Consider the following 16,190-nt stretch of genomic DNA (forward strand, 5'->3'; position numbering starts at 1 on the left):
ATTATGTTCACGACCGGCGTGGTAGCTTCCGTGAAAATATGTCGCGGCGGGTTCGATACGCCTCGCGGCCGTTCCGAGTCGGCTCCGGACGGGCCTGACTCGGCGGGCGCGCGGCGCGGCAGCGAACGCGGCACCGGGATCGCCCTCGACGGCGAGCGCGACCCGGTTCCCGCCGCGCGCGGACCAGCGCCACAGGAGGGATCCACAACATGACACAGTACGTCGGTGCGATAGACCAGGGGACGACCGGTACCCGATTCATGGTGTTCGACCACGAGGGCCAGGTCGTCGCGAACGCCTACGAACAGCACGAACAGATATACCCGAACCCGGGTTGGGTCGAACACGACCCGATCGAGATCTGGGAGAACACACAGCAGGTCGTTCTCGACGGGCTCGCGGACGCGGGGCTCGAAGCCGAGCAGCTCGACGCGATCGGCATCACGAACCAGCGCGAGACGACCATCGTGTGGGACAAAGACTCCGGGAAGCCGGTCCACAACGCCCTCGTGTGGCAGGACCGACGGACGACGGACCGCGTCGAAGAGATCCAGGAGGCGGGCAAAGTCGAGGAGATCCGCGAGAAGACGGGACTGGAGTGTGACGCGTACTTCTCTGCGACCAAGACCGAGTGGATTCTCGACAACGCAGAGCCGCTCAAGATGCAGAGCTCCCGCGGCGGCGACCTCCGTGACCGGGCTCGCGAGGGCGAGCTCGTCATGGGAACGATCGACGCGTGGCTCATCTACAACCTGACGGGCAACCACATCACGGACGTCACAAACGCCTCCCGGACGATGCTGTACAACATCCGGGAGATGGAGTGGGACGACGAACTCCTCGACGAGTTCGACGTGCCGAAGGAGATGGTGCCCGAGGTGCGCCCCTCCTCCGACGAGGACTACTACGGCCACACGGACCCCGACGGCTTCCTCGGCGAGGAAGTGCCGGTCGCCGGCGCGCTCGGCGACCAGCAGGCCGCCCTGTTCGGCCAGACCTGCTTCGACGAGGGCGACGCGAAGAACACCTACGGCACCGGCTCGTTCTACCTGATGAACACGGGCAACGAGGCGGTAAAGTCCGACCACGGACTGCTGACGACGGTCGGGTTCCAGATGTCCGGCGAGCCGGTCCAATACGCGCTCGAGGGCTCCATTTTCATCACCGGTGCCGCCATCGAGTGGCTCGAAGACGTCGACCTGATCAACAACGCGGCCCAGACCGCGGAGCTGGCTCGGTCGGTCGACTCGACCGACGGCGTCTACATGGTCCCGGCGTTCACCGGGCTCGGCGCGCCCCACTGGGACGGTCGCGCTCGCGGTACCATCGTCGGGATGACCCGCGGCACGAGCAAGGAACACATCGTCCGGGCGACGCTCGAATCGATCGCCTACCAGACCCGCGACATCGCCGAGGCGATGGAGGCCGACTCCGGCGTCGAGACGACCAGCCTCCGCGTCGACGGCGGCGCGGTCAAGAACAACTTCCTCTGTCAGCTCCAGTCCGACATCATCCAGACGGACATCGCGCGCCCGGAGGTCGACGAGACCACCGCGCTCGGTAGCGCCTACGCCGCCGGCCTCGCCGTCGGCTACTGGGACACTGTCGACGAGCTGCGCGACAACTGGCAGATCGACCGCGAGTTCACCCCTGAGAAGGGCCAAAAAGAGGTCGACAAGCTGTACAGCCGCTGGGACGACGCGGTTGACCGCTCCCGAGACTGGGCGCAGGACGACGAGGAGGACGAGTAGATGAACGAACTGCTGTTACAGGTTCCGGTCATCGGCATGGAGGTCGAGCAGTTCCTGCTGCTCTTCATCACCGCGCTGGCGGGCGGGGCGTTCGGTGCCGCGATCGGCGCGCTTCCGGCCTTCATCTTCACCGGGTTCGTCGTGTTCCTCGGTGAGGGGATCGGCATCCTCCAGCGGCAGATCGGCGCGATCGAGGCGATCCCGGCCGGCGAACTCGCAGCCGGCATCACCGGCGTCATCGGCTTCGGGGCGGTCACCGGTCCGCACATCGCGTTCGCGGGCGGCGTGGCCGCCTCGGCGTACGCCGGGAAGAAGTATCCCGACATGAACCCCGCTGACGGCGGGTACCACTTCGGAAAAGACATCACGTACGCGTTCGGGACGAAGCCGGACATCCTCGCCGTCGGCGCGATATTCGGCGTCATCGGGATGCTGTTGACGCAGGTCGCAAACGGCATCTTCCTCAACGTGCTGGAGACGACGCCGCCGACCGACTTCATCGCGGTGTCCGTGTTCGCGACCGCGTTCCTCGCGCGGCCCGTCTTCGGCTACCCGATCGTCGGGAAGCCGGCGGGCGACGGACTGCTCGACATGTCTCCGTTCGAGCGCGGTGACATGCACCCGCAGGCCGACGGTGGTCCCGAAGAGCACGCCGGCCGGCCGGCGACCGAGCCGTGGCTCCCGCACCAGTACAAGTGGTCGGGCGTCACCGTCATCGGGCTCGTCGGCGGCATCCTCGGCGGCTACATCTGGCTACAGACGGGGAGCATCTTCCTCGGCTACGCCATCTCCGCCATCAGCCTGCTGTTCCTCAACCTCGGCGTCGAGAAGATTCCGGTGACCCACCACATCACGCTGCTGGGCGCGGTCGGCGCGGTCACGCTCGAACCCGTCGCGGGCAGCGTCGTCGCGCTACTGGCGGCCGGCCTCTTCGGTGCCGCGAGCGGTCTCATGGGTGAGGTCACCCAACGGCTGTTCTACTCGCACTCCGGGACCCACGTGGACCCGCCGGCGATGGCCATCGCGATCATGATGCTCGCCGTCTGGCTGCTCAGCATCCTCGGCGCGCTACCCAACGCCGGGTACCTCTAAGCCCGCACGCGGGAGCCGACGCCGCGTCGACCTCCCCGTCGCGGTCGAGGACGGTTCTCACGCGAAGACACCCTCCGACCAAGTCGCCGACACCAATGAGACCAGACCGGAGACGCGACCGACGCCGCGCCCGTTCCGCGAGCGACAGCCGTCGCCGGCGTGACGCGGATGGCGTCCCCGACCGCGACCGACGCCGCACCGACTCCGCTCCGTGCCAGTTTTGTTCGGCTACCCCGGAGGGTCAACCGTGAACATCGACGACCGGATCGAGCGACGGCTCGGCTACGACACCGGGCTGAGCGTCCTCGCGGACTTCGAGGCCGTCTCGCCCGTCGCACACGCTGAGTCCCCGGTCGGCCGCGGGCCGGCGATCGAGCGCCTGCTCGACGTGTTCGCGCCCGCGTTCTCCGGGTCGCTCCCGCCGAGTCTCTACGTGTACGGTCCGAAGGGGAGCGGGAAGTCGGCGGTCGTCTCGGCGCTGTTCGACCGCCTCGCGACCCACAGCGGCCCGCGGCAGGCCATCCAGACGACGACCCGTGCGGTCGAGCCGACGATCCCCGGGTTCGTCTACGTCGACGCCCGTCACGCGTCGACCCGGTTCCGACTCTATCACGCGATGCTGGCCGCGATGAGCGACGACCCCGTCCCGGACCACGGGATCGGCACCGAGGAGCTGGCCGAGTCGCTCCGCGACGTGATGCGCACCGGCCCGGACCTCGTCGTCGCCGTCGACCACACCGACGAGGTGGAGACGCCGACGGCGACGACGCTGATCGACTGGCTCGAAGACGTGGGCGAGCGGCTCGTGCCGGCATGTATCGGCCGCGACCCGCCGGACGCGATCGACTGGGAGCCGGCCGAGACCGTCGAGTTCGGGAAGTATCGTCGGCACGTCCTCGTCGAGCTGTTGACGAGTCGGTGTTCGACCGGTCTCGGCCGAGACGCGCTCTCTCACGACCAGATCCGCGACGTCGTCGAGTGGGCCGCGGGCGACGCCCACGACGCGCTCGCGGCCGTGATGGGCGCGGCGGTGAACGCGGAGCGCGCGGGCGCGTCGACGGTCCGCTCGGCCGATGTCGACGCCGGAATCGAGGGGGTACCGCGTCCCTGCGTCGCGCTGGGACGCGTCCTCGCGCTCCCCGAGAGCCGTCAGCGGCTCCTCTACGAACTCGCCGGGCTCTCGGAGGAGGAGCGATCGACGGTTAGCGTGGCCACGGAGACGATCGCGGCGCGTCCCGGCGTCGACCTCTCGGCGTCGACGGTGCGCCGCGTCCTCTACGAACTCGCCGACGCAGGCCTGCTCGAACGCGTCACCGTCCACCGGAGCGACGGCAAGGGACGCCCGCCGAGCCGGCTCGTGCCACTGTTCCCGACCGTCGTCTTCCGCGAGCTGTTCGACCGACGCGTTCGGACCGGATAGGGCCGGTCAGGATCGACCCGACTGACGCGCTCGGACCGGACTGGACCGGCCGAACCGGCGCGTTCGGAGCGGCGCGCGGCGGACCGGCTCACGCTTTATTCGAACGGAAGACAGTTGCCGACGAAGCGCCGACCCCCCGGTATGGTTCCGCCCCTCGCGCTCGACATCGACGGCACGCTGACGACGCCGACCGGCCGGATCGACCCGCGGGCGTTCGAACTGTTGCCCGCGTGGGAGGCCCCGGTCGTGTTCGCCACCGGGAAGGCGTTCCCGTATCCGGTCGCGCTGGCGCACTTCCTCGGCCGCGAGGAGACGGTGATCGCGGAGAACGGCGGCGTCGCGTACGTCGACGGTGAGACGACGACGGTCGGCGACCCGGACGCGGCGCGGGCCGTCGTCGAGGCGTTCCGCGAGCGCGGCGGCGAGGTCGGGTGGGGCGACGGCGACACGGTGAACCGCTGGCGCGAGACGGAAGTCGCGCTCTCGCCCGACGCGGACGAGGCGCTCTTGCGCGAGGTCGCGGCGGCCGCCGGGGGCGACGTGGAGGTCGTCGACACCGGCTACGCCTACCACGTCAAGTCGGTCGGCGTGAGCAAGGGCCGGGCGCTCGAAGTCGTCGCCGACGCCCTCGGGCTTGACCCCGCCGCCTTCGTCGCGGTCGGCGACAGCGAGAACGACGTCTCGACGTTCGGTGTCGCCGGCGAGTCGTACGCGGTCGCCAACGCGGACGACGCGGCCCGCGAGGCGGCCGATACGGTCCTCGATGCGGGGTACATGGATGGGACCGAGGCGGTGCTCTCGGCGCTGCGCGAGCGTGGAGGGTAACTGCGCCGACACCTCCCGTCACTTCCCGTCGTACGGATACCGCGCCGTCGCCCCGCACTCCAGACAGCGGACGACCACGCGCCCGGGTCGCGTCCGCACGCGACTCGTCTTCCCGGGCCGGAGGTAGACGGCGCAGTCGTCGCAGGCGCGTCTGGAGAGTTCGGCCGGGATCCCACACCGGTTCCGCTCCGCGATCCGGCGGGCGCGGGCGACGTACTCCCGGGCGCGGTCGTACTCGTCGTCGACGACCGCCTCGCGGGCGAGCGCGAACAGCCGCTCGATCCGCTCCGCCGGAATACCCATGTCACTCCGGGCGAGGCGCGGCGGCAAAGACGTTACCATCCCGGCCGGTCGCGGCGTATCCCTCGTCCAGTGCGTCCCCGAGACGGCCGCGGCGGCCGCGACCCGCACGCTTTTTTATCGGCCCAATCCAATCGAGCGGTATGAAGGAATCCCTGATGGACGTGATCTGCTGTCCGCTCGACAAGGCGGCCCTCGACCTCGACGTCGACGACGAGGACGACGAAGAGGTCCTCGCCGGCACGCTCACCTGTACGGAGTGCGGCGAGACCTATCCGATCGAAGACGGGATCCCGAACCTCCTCCCACCGGACATGCGCGAGGAGGCGGCGGCGTAGCGTCCGGTTCACGCGTTCGCCGCCAGAACGCCCTCGCCCGAGACGCCGGCGGCGAACCCCTCGCCCGTGTGAATCTTTTTCTAATACGGGGTCGTGGTCTCCACCGTGCCGACACTCGACGTCGAACTGAACGGGGAGGCGGTCCACGACATCGACGCGCCGGACGCGTTCGCGACCGACGGGCCCTTTCCGGTCGTGCTCGACAACAGCGGGCGCTCGACGCACGTCCACCTCCACTTCGACGACGAGCTCGACCGGGTGACCGCGGTCGACGAGGTCAACCACTTCGTCACCGACGAGGGGACCCGCCACGTCCACGTCTCGATCACCGACGTCGACGAACCGGTCCGCGGGAAGCTGAAGATCGTCACCGGATACGGGTCGAACACGAGCTACGTCGACGTGCGGATCGAACCGTCGGCCGAGACCCCCGAAGAGCCGGTCGCCGTCGACGAGACGCTCTCCGCACCCCCGGAGCGTAGCCCCGATCCCCCGCCCGGGCAGCGCGCGGTGAACGCGCTCGACCGCCTCGTCCGGCGCGGGGGCGTCGCCGGCGCGATCCTCGGGTTCCTCGCGATCGCCGCGGGCGTCGCGCTCGCGCTCGCCGTCGACAGCGTCGTCGTCTGGCTCGCGGTGGGGCTGGCGCTGATGGTCGCCCTCAGCGCGGGGCTGCTCGCGGTGGCGTGAAGGGGTCTTCTCACCGTCCCGTTCCGCGACCGCCGGCGCGGATCCGCGCGCTTTTAACCGTCCCGGCGGAACGACGGGCCATGAGCTTCGAGAAGGAAGACGAGGTCGTGCTCCACGACAAACACAGCGAGTACGACGGCGAGACGGGCACGATCACGCAGGTGATGGAGACGATGTTCGGCGACGCGACGTACACGGTCAGCTTCGAGGACGGCCAAGAGACGGGCGTCCCGGAGGATTCGCTCGACGCCGTCGAGAGCGAGGAGTAACGCCGCCCCCACTCGTTTCGCATGCCGAAAGTCCCCTTCCACTACGTCGACCTCCGCGCGTTCTCGTACGCCACGGAGGACGTGAAACGCGTCGAGCAGGCGCTGTACACCCTCCTCCCGGAGGATATCGAGCTCGACCGCGTCGAGAACGTGGGCCATCACGGGGACCGGATCGTCGTGCTCTCGGCGCGCGTCGAGACCGCGGACGAGATGCGGCACGTGCTCGACCGGCTCTCCGAGCTGGAGGACCTCGACCGCGTCCTCGACGAACTCGACGAGCGGGTCGACGACAACTGCGCCCTCTTCCTCCGCCTCGACAAGCAGGCGGCGTTCCGCGGGGACGTCCGGCTCGGTCCCGGACTCACCGTGCGCACGAAGGTCGAGGCGTACCCGGCGAAAAAGGAGAAGGCCGTCGCGAACGCCCGCGAGACGCTCTCGCGGCTGGCGGACGGCGACGACGACTGAACGCCGACGGCCGCCACGGCGGTTCGTTTCGCCGGCCGCGCGCCCGGACCGCGCCCGCGACGTGTCTTCTCTCGGCGTGCCTTCCCGTGACCCGCCTTCCCGCAGCGTGACTTTTTCACTCGGCCCGCCGATGAGCAGCTATGACCGATCCGTTCGTGGTCGTCGGCGCTGACGCGGCGGGGTTGAGCGCGGCCAGCAAGTTCCGCCGCGAGGCGGATGCCCGCGAGGTCGTCGTCTTCGAGAAGGGCCGGTGGATCTCGTACGCCTACTGCGGGATGCCCTACTTCGTCGCCGGCTACGTCGACCGCATGTCGGACCTCCTGTCGCTGTCGCCGAGCGAGGTCGACGAGCGCGGCATCGACCTCCGCCGCGACAGCGAGGTGGTCGCCGTCGACCCCGACGCGAAGCGCGTCACCGTCGAGACCGCCGCGGGCGACCGCTACGAACAGGCGTACGGCGACCTGCTCGTCGCCACCGGCGCGCGGGCGGACCCCGGTCCCTTCGACGTACGGGGCGTCGACGGCGCGTTCACCCTCCACGACATGGACGCGGCGGCCGCCATCGACGCGTACGTGGCCGAGCCAGACGCGTACGACCCCGACCGCGCCGACGTGAGCGCGGTCGACCGCGAGCGCGTCGATCGCAACGCGGCGATGCCCGCGCCCGAGACCGCCGCGGTCGTCGGCGGCGGCTACGTCGGCGTCGAGATGGCCGAGGCGCTCGCGGAGCGCGGCCTCGACGTCCGCGTGTTCCACCGATCCGGGCACCTCCTCCCGCCGTTCGGCGAGGCGGTCGGGCACCGCGTCGAGGACGCGCTCGAAGCGGAGGGCGTGACCGTCCACACCGACACCCCGGTCGAGGCGCTCGTCGGCGACGACCGGATCGAGGGCGTCGAGGTCGGTGGCGGAGCCGACGGAGCGTCCTCCGAGCGGATCCCCGTCGACATGGCGGTCGTCGGCGTCGGCATCCGGCCGAACACGGACCTCCTCGACGGCACCGGGATCGACTTCGGGTCAGGCGGGGCGATCCGGGTCGACGATCACGGCCGGACGAGCCTCCCCGACGTGTACGCCGCGGGCGACTGCGCGACCGCGCGCCACGCGGTGACCGGCGAACCGGACTGGACGCCGCTGGGACTCACCGCGAACCGCGCGGGGCGGGCCGTCGGGGCGACCGCGGCGGGCGATCCGACGCCAGTCGGCGACATCGCGGGCACCGCGGCGGTGAAAGCGTTCGACACGGAGGCCGCCCGCGTCGGGCTTCTCGACGACGAGGAAGCGAGAGACGCCGGGTTCGATCCGGTCCGCGAGACGGTGACCGCCGGGTCGCGCTCCGGCTACTACCCGGGGGCGGCCGAGACCGACGTGACGCTCGTCGCCGACCGCGACACCGGGCGGCTTCTGGGGGGAAGCATCGTCGGCACCGACCGCGCCGCGGTCCGGATCGACACCCTCGCGACCGCTATCGAAGCGGAGATGACCGTCGCCGAGGTCGAGCGGTTGGACCTCGCGTACGCGCCGCCGTTCAGCCCGGTGTGGGACCCGATACTCGTCGCCGCGAAGGTGGTGAACGGAGCGCTCGACGGCTGATCGGAACAGAATCCGCTGCGGTCGGCTCAGTCGGACGACCGACCGACCACGTAGCCGACCACCGCGGCCGCGACGCCGATCGCGAGCGCGGCGGCGACCGCGACGCCGAGCGGTTCGGCGACCGCGAGAAGTGAGGGACCGTCGGCCGCGAACGGCGATGCGTACGGCATCGGTCCGGTCGCCCGGAGCAGCGTCCCCGCCAGGGGGCCGTAGGCGAGCAGCACTGTCGGGAGGACCCCGCCGCCGGTCGCGGCGAACGCGAGCGCGCCGAGCGCCGTCACCGCGGCGAGGACGCCGGCGGTTGCCGCCGCGCCGAGGCCCACCGCGGCGGTCGCGTCGAAGGCGACGTACGACAGCGCGAACCCGACCGCGCTCCACACCGTCGCGCGCTCGAAGCCGGTCTCGCCGAGGAGGATCCGGCCCAGAAATCCGGAGCCGGACCCGGTCGAGCCGTCGGCCGCCCCGCCGCTCGTCGTCTCGCCGCCCGTCATTCCGGCCGAGTCGCGCCCCGCCCCTCGCGGTCGGGGGTGAGGTTTCCGTGTTCGTCGATCTCGCCCGCGACGATCCGCGTCGAGGAGATGCGCTTGCCGTCCTCGGCCGTGACGTGGTCGACGACCACCAGTTCGAGGGGGTCGTGGCCGCGCTCGGCGCGGATCTCGTTGATCCGCTTGCCGCCGTCGCGCGTCTCCGGGGAGACGACGAGCGCGTCGAACTCCGGCTCGACCGCGATGCCGGTCGGCTCGGTCAGCTTTCGGACCTCGTACTCGCGCCCGTACTCCTCGGCCCGCGGGGCCAACTCCGCCTCCAGGTCGCGCTCGCGCTGCTCGTAGGGACGCACGTACCGCTCGACGTGTCGGGTGTCCGGCGCGAGGTCGTCGGCGGTGAGCCCAACGGTGACGTCACCCAGCTCGAACGCCCGTTCGAACAGCTTTCGGTGGCCGTCGTGAACGGGGTCGAACGTACCACCCAGCGCGACGTTCATGCCTCTCCGTTGCGGGGGTCGAACTTAAAACGTCCCGAACCGCGGTCGCGACGACGCGACTCCGAGTCGGCGGGGCCTAACTCAGTTCTCGGAGTCGTCGTCCGCGTCGCTCTCATCCGCGTCGCTCTCGTCCTCGTGAGCGTCGTCTTCACCGGCCGGGTCGTCTCCGCCGTCGACGGAGATCTGGACCGGTTCGGCGTCGCCGTCGGGCGACTCGCCGCCGAGTCGCCGGTCGAGGTTGAAGACGGCGTTCAGCTCCGCCTGAACGTCGCCGACGACGCCGCGGACGAGGTCGCTCGGCGCGATGGCCTCGTACTCATAGGGGTTGTTGCCCGCGCCCTCGGCCTTCCGCTTGCCGCGCTCGACGGTGGCCTCGTCGTGGAGTTCGGCGAGGGCCTCGCGGACGGTGCTGGGGTACAGCCCCGTCCCGTCGGCGACCTCGTCGCTCGTACTCTTCGGGTTGTCCCGGAGGTAGACGTAGATACGCGCCCGGGTCTCCGTGTCGAGGACCCACGCGAGCAGGTCTACGACGTTGTCGTCGAACCCCTTCACCGCTCTGTCGGCCCCTTCGCCGAGCCGCTCTTTGGTCTTCCGAAGCTCCTCGCGGGTCCGTTCCGTCGGCGACTCCTCGGCGTCGGCTTCCGGATCGGCGGGCGAATCGTCCGTGGTCATGGCAGAAACTGGGGCCACGCGGCCAAAAGGGTTTCTCGTCGCTTTCGTTCCGACGAAACTCGGAGCGGGAGGTCGACCGCGAGCGGGGTCAGCCTTCGACCAAGAGGTCCGCACACAGCGCGTCGACGCCCGACGCCTCGCGGATCCGGCGCTGGCGCGCGGCACCGCTCTCCGACTCGGACACCTCGCGGATCCCGTCGATTCCGAGCCGGTCGCACTCCGCGTCGACGATCTCGCCGAGCGGGGTCGTCCCCTCGCCGTCGCGGTCGACGAACGCGGCGTCGTGGCCGCGGCGGATCGCGCGCCACTTGTTCTCGTCGAGGAGCTCGCGGCGCAGCGCCGGCGGCGACTCGCCGTCCTCGTAGCGCTCGGCGTAGTCGACGACCAAGGCGTGAACGTACTCGGCTAAGGCGAGCGTGACCTCGGGGTCGCGCTGGGCGTCGGGCGCGCGCACCTCCACGGTGCCGTGGCCGGTGTGCGGGCGCACGTCGAACCACAGCTCGCCGCGGTCCGCGATGGACTTCGTCTCGACCATCCGACGCTCGTACCGCTGGAACGCGTTGAAGTCGTCGAACGCAGACGGAATTCCGGTGTTCGGGAGGTTCTCGAACACCTTCGCGCGGGCCGAGGCCAGTCCGGTGTCGAACCCGTTCCAGAACGGGGAGTTCGCCGACAGCGCGAGCAGGACGGGACAGTGCCATCGGAGCCGGTTCGCGACCCACACGGCCTTGTCCGCGTCGTCGACGCCGACGTGGACGTGGAGTCCGGCGGTCGTGTTCCGGTGTTGCGGGTACTGGATACGGTCCAGCTGGGCCTGATACCGCGGCTTCCGAACGTGGTCGAGCTCGCGCCACTTCGCGACCGGGTGGAGGCCGGCGGCCGCGATCTGATACCCGTCGGCCGCGGCGTGGTCGACGAGCGCCTCGCGGACCGTCGCGAGCGCCTCCCCGGCGTTCGCCGGGTCCTCGATGGTCTCCGTCTGCGCCTCGATGGTACACTCGAACAGCTCGTGGTCGAACCCCTCCGGCACGGCCGCGGGCGGGTCGCGGCCGTAGACGAGGTCGTCGGTCCCGGAGGTCGGGCGGCCCTCGGCGTCGACGATGTAGAACTCCTCCTCGATGCCGAGCGTCCCCATCCGGGAGAACGCCTCTCGCGAGCCCAGTTCCATTACCGCCCCGTACCGGTCGCGCGCTCTTATAAGGAATGGAAGGCGGAAGCGTGGTCGGCGCAAACTGAACTTCCGGCGGTGGCGCGCGCCTCCGAGGCCGCATCGCGGCCGAGGAGCGTCGCGCGAGGGAGTCGGCGGCGACCAGCGGGAGCCGCCGACGAGGCTGGGGAGGTGTGAGGTGCGGTCGCTGTGCGGGGCGGGACTCGAAGGGGCAGCCGCGAGGACGAAGGCGCGCGACGCAAGCACCGCAGGAACGAGCGAAGCGAGTGACGAGGAGCGCAGCGAGCGCACCGAGTCCTCGCGGCTGGGGCTTCGGCGGTGTCAGTCGTGACGAGGGTGACTGCGTCTCCCCACAAAGCGTTTGTTACGTCGAACGCGATTCCTCGATATGAATCGACGGCGATTCACCGCCGCCCTCCTCGCCGCCGGAACGGTCGCCCTGACCGGCTGTGCTGGCGACGACGAATGGAACCCAGAGATCGACGGCGACACGCCCGCCCTCTCGCCCGGCGAGGGAGCGACCGTCACCGTCTCCGCGACTGACATCGGCGGCTTCACCTTTCAACCGCCGCCGGACGGGATCACTATCGGGTGGACCCCCTCGGAGCGGAGCGTCTCCCCGCCGCCGGACTCAGGAGAGGACTCCGCCCCGCCCCGGTGGTTCTGGTCGCGACGCACCGACGTGACCGTCGAGGTACCGATCGGCGTCGCGGAGGCCGCGGCCCCCGGCGAGTACCAGTACGGAGTCACGGTTCTCCCGGACGACGACTCCGAACGAGAGGTTCGCGACGCGTTCGAGATCACGGTTTCCGACGACTGACGCGGCGTCTGCGTTCGGTCTCAGAAAGCGACTCACCGAAAACCGCAAATCGATCGCAAAACGAGTCGGCGGCGCGCGACGACGCCCCGGATTCCCTTACACCCGATTCCACGCCCTCGCTCAGCCGAGGACGTAGCGGAGCTTCGGGAACTTCTCGACGAGCGCCTGCCCGCCGACCTCGACGTTCTCGATGTAGGCGTCGAGCCCGAGCACGCGGCCCGCGCCGAACGCCGCGACCGTGAGGAACACGACCGCGTAGACGAGCGTCGAGCCGAACAGCGAGAGGAACTCACCGCTCCAGCCGCCGAGGTAGAACAACATCATCTGTATCGCGCCGCCGAACGCGGCCAGGCGGACGAACGCACCCGTGATGAGCGCGGCACCGATGAGCAGCTGCGTGACCGGCACGAACACGTTGACGAACTCCATCAGCGCGGCGTTCGACGCCATGGCGGCGTAGATCCCGCTGACCGGGCTCGCGGGGTCGACGTTCGCGAGGTAGCCCGCGGCGTCGAACGGCCACTCCGAGACCTTGCCGAGACCGGCAAACAGGATCATCCCGCCGATGGTCGCCCGGAGCAGGACGATGAACAGCGCCGACAGCGAGTGCGCCTTCCCCAGCAGCGTGATACCGCCGATCTCTCCGCCGAACTCGTTCGTGTTTTTGGTGGACATAGTGTCTCTCCTCACTTGCGAATACGGCGGACGGACGTATAAACCGGAAAGCGAGTTCCCCTTCGACGAGACGGATTTGTCCGGTTCCCATCATCCGCGGGATCTTTAAGTACTATCGCCGAACACCATCGGCTTCGGACGCCCCTCGCGCCGAACTCTCCCGTCGTCTCGCCCCGCCTACCACGCCTCGCCGCTCGCCAAGTCCACGTCGCCGTCGCCCTTCTCCGAGGGGCAGACGTCGGCGAGCGCGCAGTCCGCGCAGTCGGGGTTGATCGCGGTACACGTCGCGCGTCCGTGGTCGATCATGAGGTGCGTGAACTGCTGCCAGTCTCTTTCGGGGACGATGTCCAACAGGTCCTGTTCGATCGCCTCCGGCCGCTCTGCCTCCGTAATTCCGAGCCGCCGCGTGATCCGCTGGACGTGCGTGTCGACGACGATGCCCTCGACGACGTCGTGGCCGTGCTGGAGGACGACGTTCGCCGTCTTGCGCCCGACGCCCATCAGGTCGGTCAGCTCCGACATGGTGTCCGGCACCTCGCCGTCGTGCTTCTCCGCGATGTCCGCGCACGCCGAGCGGATGTACTTCGCCTTGTTGTTGTAGTAGGTGATCGAGTTGATCGCCTCCGCGAGCTCCTCCTGCGATGCGTTCGCGTACTCTTCGGGCGTCTCGTACGTCTCGAATAAGTCGGCGCACACCTTGTTCACGCGCTCGTCGGTACACTGCGCCGAGAGGATCACCGCGATGAGCAGCTCCAGCCGGTTCGAGTAGTTGAGCGAGATGGTCGAGTCGGGGTACTCCTCGTAGAGCCGGTCGACGACCTCGGCGACCTGCTCCTCGCGCGGATCGAGTGGCGTTCCCATACGACGTTCTCCGTCCGGGCGACATTGAACGATCCGACTGGCAGTCCGGGCGACCGGGCGGAGGCGCGCCACCGACCGAGAGTAAGCTCCACCGACCGAGTAGTAAGACAGTTACCACGCGGCCCGCTGGAGGGCGTATGGACGTACTCGACGTCGCGGCGCGCGCGACCGACACCGGCCCGGTGTGTTCCGCCTGCCTCGGCCGGCTCGTCGCCGACCGGAGCTTCGGGCTGTCGAACGCCGACCGCGGCTCGGCGCTCCGGGTGTCGCTCGCGCTGCGCGACGACGAGGACCACGAGCCGGTCGACACCGCGGACTGCTGGGTCTGCGAGGGGCGCTGTACCGAGTTCGACGAGTGGGCCGAACGCGCAGCCGCGGCGGTCGAGGGCGTCGAGTTCGCCACGTACAACGTCGGCACGCGCCCGCCGCCGCTGATCGAGGAGAACGAGGCGCTGCTCCGCGCGGACGCCGGTCTCGACGAGGACGCGGGCGAGCCGTTCAAATCGGAGTTCAACCGCGAGGTCGGCAAGCGGGTCGGCCGGGTCACCGACGCCGAGGTCTCCTTCGACCGCCCGGACGTCCAGTTCACGATCGACCTCGCGGAAGACGAGATCGACGCGAAGGTGAACTCGACGTTCGTCTACGGCCGATATCGGAAGCTGGAGCGCGACATCCCGCAGACGGAGTGGCCCTGCCGAGAGTGTAAGGGGTCTGGACGGCAGGGTGCGGACCCCTGCGACCACTGCGGCGGCTCCGGCTACCTCTACGACGACAGCGTCGAGGAGTACACCGCGCCGGTCGTCGAAGACGTGACCGACGGAACGGAGGCGACGTTCCACGGCGCGGGCCGCGAGGACGTCGACGCGCTCATGCTCGGCACCGGGCGACCGTTCGTGATCGAGATCGAGGAGCCGCGTCGACGGCGGGTCGACACCGACCGCCTCCAGGCCGACATCAACGCGTTCGCCGACGGCGCGGTCGAGGTCGAGGGCCTCCGCCTCGCCACCTACGATATGGTCGAACGCGTGAAGGAACACGACGCCGGCAAGCGCTACCGCGCCGCGGTGACCTTCGACGCCGACGTCGACGCCGACGCGCTCGCCGCGGCGATCGAGACGCTGGAGGGGGCGACCGTCGAGCAGTACACCCCGAACCGGGTGGACCACCGGCGCGCGAGCATCACGCGCGAGCGCGACGTGTACGAGGCGACCGCCGAACTGGAAGAGGGCGACCCCCGCCACGCGACCGTCGAGATCCGCGGGGAGGGCGGCCTCTATATCAAGGAGCTGATCTCGGGCGACGAGGGCCGGACGGAGCCGAGCCTCGCGGGCCTGCTCGGCGTCGGTGCCGAGGTGACCGCGCTCGACGTGCTCGCGGTCGAGGGCGAGGACGAACCGTTCGAGCGCGAGGAGTTCTTCCGGGAGTAACGCCCGGAACCTCCCGGCGCAGGGGCGCGGGGGACGGGCGCTCGCTCGGAGCGTGGAACCAACGGGATTTATCTGACGAGCGTCAGACGTTCGCGTATGAACGGGAGCGACGCCGACGGTGGAAGCACCGGAAAAGGCGGTGCCCGGAACGGCGGTGCTCGCGGCGGATCGAGCGACTCGACCGCGAGCGGCGGGTCGGCCGCCGTCGACTCGCCCGCGGTCGGCGAGTCCGTGATCGGCCCCGCGGTCGACGACGCGAGCGACGTCCCCGCCGCGGCCGACGTGTCGCTGAACGGCGCGGACCGGGCGGAGCGTCCCGACCGCGTCTCCTCGGTCCTCGTCGCCGTCGGTCCCGGCCCCCACTCGGGAGCCACCGTCGACGTCGCGAAGGCGATCGCTGCGGCGACGGACGCGTGGCTCGAACTGTTCCACGTCGTCCCCTCGGACGCCGCGCTCGCCGATGCCGATCCCGGCGACGACGCCACCGGAACTGTCGCCGACGCCCCGGACGACGCAGCGGACACCGACTACGACGCGGCGGGCGAGCGACTCCTCGACGCGGCCGAGTCGCGGCTCGGCGGCTTCGACCGCGCCGACCGGTGGCTCGTCGAGGACCGGACCGCGGCGGGCGCGGTCGTCGAGCAGTCGCCCTACTACGACCTGGTCGTCGTCGGCGCGCCCACGACGGGGACGGTCGGCCGGTTCGTCTTCGGCTCCACGACCGACACGGTCGTCGGCGACGCCGAGGTCCCGGTCGTCGTCGTCGAGGCCGCCGGCTCGACCGCGCTCGACGCGGAGTAGGACGCGACGGCGCACTCCCGACGACGCTTTCAACGGTTCGCGCGTTCC

19 protein-coding genes are annotated in these 16,190 nt (G+C 70.1%); 12 read left to right on the forward strand and 7 right to left on the reverse strand.

Going from position 1 to position 16,190, the window contains the following annotated elements; genetic code table 11:
• The first annotated feature begins 209 nt into the window (after window positions 1–209).
• The 4 genes from glpK to QOL69_RS14630 all read left to right on the forward strand — a co-directional run bounded on the left by glpK (window position 210) and on the right by QOL69_RS14630 (window position 5,088).
• On the forward strand, window positions 210–1,751 hold the full coding sequence (gene glpK, locus QOL69_RS14615; RefSeq protein ID WP_283403749.1) for a glycerol kinase GlpK: 1,542 nt from the start codon (window positions 210–212) through the stop codon (window positions 1,749–1,751).
• Window positions 1,752–2,843 (forward strand): DUF7973 family transport facilitator, encoded by a 1,092-nt coding sequence (locus tag QOL69_RS14620; protein WP_283403750.1) that lies wholly within the window; start codon window positions 1,752–1,754, stop codon window positions 2,841–2,843.
• 247 nt (window positions 2,844–3,090) lie between these two features.
• Window positions 3,091–4,263 (forward strand): Cdc6/Cdc18 family protein, encoded by a 1,173-nt coding sequence (locus QOL69_RS14625; protein ID WP_283403751.1) that lies wholly within the window; start codon window positions 3,091–3,093, stop codon window positions 4,261–4,263.
• Between the two features lie 141 nt (window positions 4,264–4,404).
• Complete coding sequence (locus QOL69_RS14630; RefSeq protein ID WP_283403752.1) at window positions 4,405–5,088, forward strand: HAD-IIB family hydrolase; 684 nt, start codon at window positions 4,405–4,407, stop codon at window positions 5,086–5,088.
• 18 nt (window positions 5,089–5,106) lie between these two features.
• On the opposite strand, the gene QOL69_RS14635 is transcribed toward QOL69_RS14630, so the two are convergent.
• Entirely contained in the window at window positions 5,107–5,391 is a 285-nt protein-coding gene (locus tag QOL69_RS14635; RefSeq protein ID WP_048076674.1) for a ribonuclease P protein component 4, read from the reverse strand.
• 140 nt (window positions 5,392–5,531) lie between these two features.
• On the opposite strand from QOL69_RS14635, the gene QOL69_RS14640 reads away from it, so the two are divergent.
• From QOL69_RS14640 to QOL69_RS14660, 5 genes are all read left to right on the forward strand, one after another.
• Window positions 5,532–5,726, forward strand: a complete 195-nt coding sequence (locus tag QOL69_RS14640) for a methytransferase partner Trm112 (protein ID WP_195155715.1) — start codon at window positions 5,532–5,534, stop codon at window positions 5,724–5,726.
• A gap of 105 nt (window positions 5,727–5,831) precedes the next feature.
• Complete coding sequence (locus tag QOL69_RS14645) at window positions 5,832–6,413, forward strand: DUF7524 family protein (RefSeq protein ID WP_283403753.1); 582 nt, start codon at window positions 5,832–5,834, stop codon at window positions 6,411–6,413.
• Between the two features lie 80 nt (window positions 6,414–6,493).
• Window positions 6,494–6,682 carry a DUF1918 domain-containing protein gene (locus QOL69_RS14650; protein ID WP_283403754.1) on the forward strand — a complete coding sequence of 63 codons (189 nt, stop codon included), beginning with the start codon at window positions 6,494–6,496 and terminating at the stop codon, window positions 6,680–6,682.
• 21 nt (window positions 6,683–6,703) lie between these two features.
• Window positions 6,704–7,147: an RNA-binding protein gene (locus tag QOL69_RS14655; RefSeq protein ID WP_283403755.1), complete on the forward strand. Its 444-nt coding sequence runs from the start codon at window positions 6,704–6,706 to the stop codon at window positions 7,145–7,147.
• Window positions 7,148–7,287: 140 nt separating this feature from the next.
• The gene (locus tag QOL69_RS14660; RefSeq protein ID WP_283403756.1) at window positions 7,288–8,736 is read left to right on the forward strand and encodes an FAD-dependent oxidoreductase; all 1,449 of its coding nucleotides are present in this window, start codon (window positions 7,288–7,290) and stop codon (window positions 8,734–8,736) included.
• Between the two features lie 26 nt (window positions 8,737–8,762).
• On the opposite strand, the gene QOL69_RS14665 is transcribed toward QOL69_RS14660, so the two are convergent.
• The 4 genes from QOL69_RS14665 to QOL69_RS14680 form a co-directional block, all read right to left on the reverse strand.
• Entirely contained in the window at window positions 8,763–9,227 is a 465-nt protein-coding gene (locus tag QOL69_RS14665; protein WP_283403757.1) for a hypothetical protein, read from the reverse strand.
• Window positions 9,224–9,718 carry a phosphopantetheine adenylyltransferase gene (locus QOL69_RS14670; protein WP_283403758.1) on the reverse strand — a complete coding sequence of 165 codons (495 nt, stop codon included), beginning with the start codon at window positions 9,716–9,718 and terminating at the stop codon, window positions 9,224–9,226. The genes QOL69_RS14665 and QOL69_RS14670 overlap by 4 nt, the downstream gene beginning before the upstream one ends.
• 81 nt (window positions 9,719–9,799) lie before the next feature.
• Window positions 9,800–10,390 carry a winged helix-turn-helix domain-containing protein gene (locus tag QOL69_RS14675; protein WP_283403759.1) on the reverse strand — a complete coding sequence of 197 codons (591 nt, stop codon included), beginning with the start codon at window positions 10,388–10,390 and terminating at the stop codon, window positions 9,800–9,802.
• Between the two features lie 88 nt (window positions 10,391–10,478).
• Window positions 10,479–11,558: a glutamate--cysteine ligase gene (locus QOL69_RS14680; RefSeq protein WP_283403760.1), complete on the reverse strand. Its 1,080-nt coding sequence runs from the start codon at window positions 11,556–11,558 to the stop codon at window positions 10,479–10,481.
• A gap of 388 nt (window positions 11,559–11,946) precedes the next feature.
• On the opposite strand from QOL69_RS14680, the gene QOL69_RS14685 reads away from it, so the two are divergent.
• Window positions 11,947–12,378, forward strand: a complete 432-nt coding sequence (locus QOL69_RS14685; RefSeq protein WP_283403761.1) for a hypothetical protein — start codon at window positions 11,947–11,949, stop codon at window positions 12,376–12,378.
• A gap of 120 nt (window positions 12,379–12,498) precedes the next feature.
• On the opposite strand, the gene QOL69_RS14690 is transcribed toward QOL69_RS14685, so the two are convergent.
• Both QOL69_RS14690 and nth read right to left on the reverse strand, forming a co-directional pair.
• Entirely contained in the window at window positions 12,499–13,053 is a 555-nt protein-coding gene (locus tag QOL69_RS14690) for a DoxX family protein (protein WP_283403762.1), read from the reverse strand.
• Between the two features lie 177 nt (window positions 13,054–13,230).
• Window positions 13,231–13,914 (reverse strand): endonuclease III, encoded by a 684-nt coding sequence (gene nth, locus QOL69_RS14695; protein ID WP_283403763.1) that lies wholly within the window; start codon window positions 13,912–13,914, stop codon window positions 13,231–13,233.
• Between the two features lie 137 nt (window positions 13,915–14,051).
• Here nth and QOL69_RS14700 point away from each other — a divergent pair, with 137 nt between their 5' ends.
• Together QOL69_RS14700 and QOL69_RS14705 are read left to right on the forward strand one after the other, a co-directional pair.
• A complete protein-coding gene (locus QOL69_RS14700) occupies window positions 14,052–15,341 on the forward strand; it encodes a tRNA pseudouridine(54/55) synthase Pus10 (RefSeq protein ID WP_283403764.1) in 1,290 nt (429 codons plus the stop codon).
• Window positions 15,342–15,437: 96 nt separating this feature from the next.
• Window positions 15,438–16,142: a universal stress protein gene (locus QOL69_RS14705; RefSeq protein ID WP_283403765.1), complete on the forward strand. Its 705-nt coding sequence runs from the start codon at window positions 15,438–15,440 to the stop codon at window positions 16,140–16,142.
• Window positions 16,143–16,190 lie beyond the last annotated feature (48 nt).

Source organism: Halorubrum sp. DM2, assembly GCF_901686465.1.
GTDB lineage: Archaea > Halobacteriota > Halobacteria > Halobacteriales > Haloferacaceae > Halorubrum.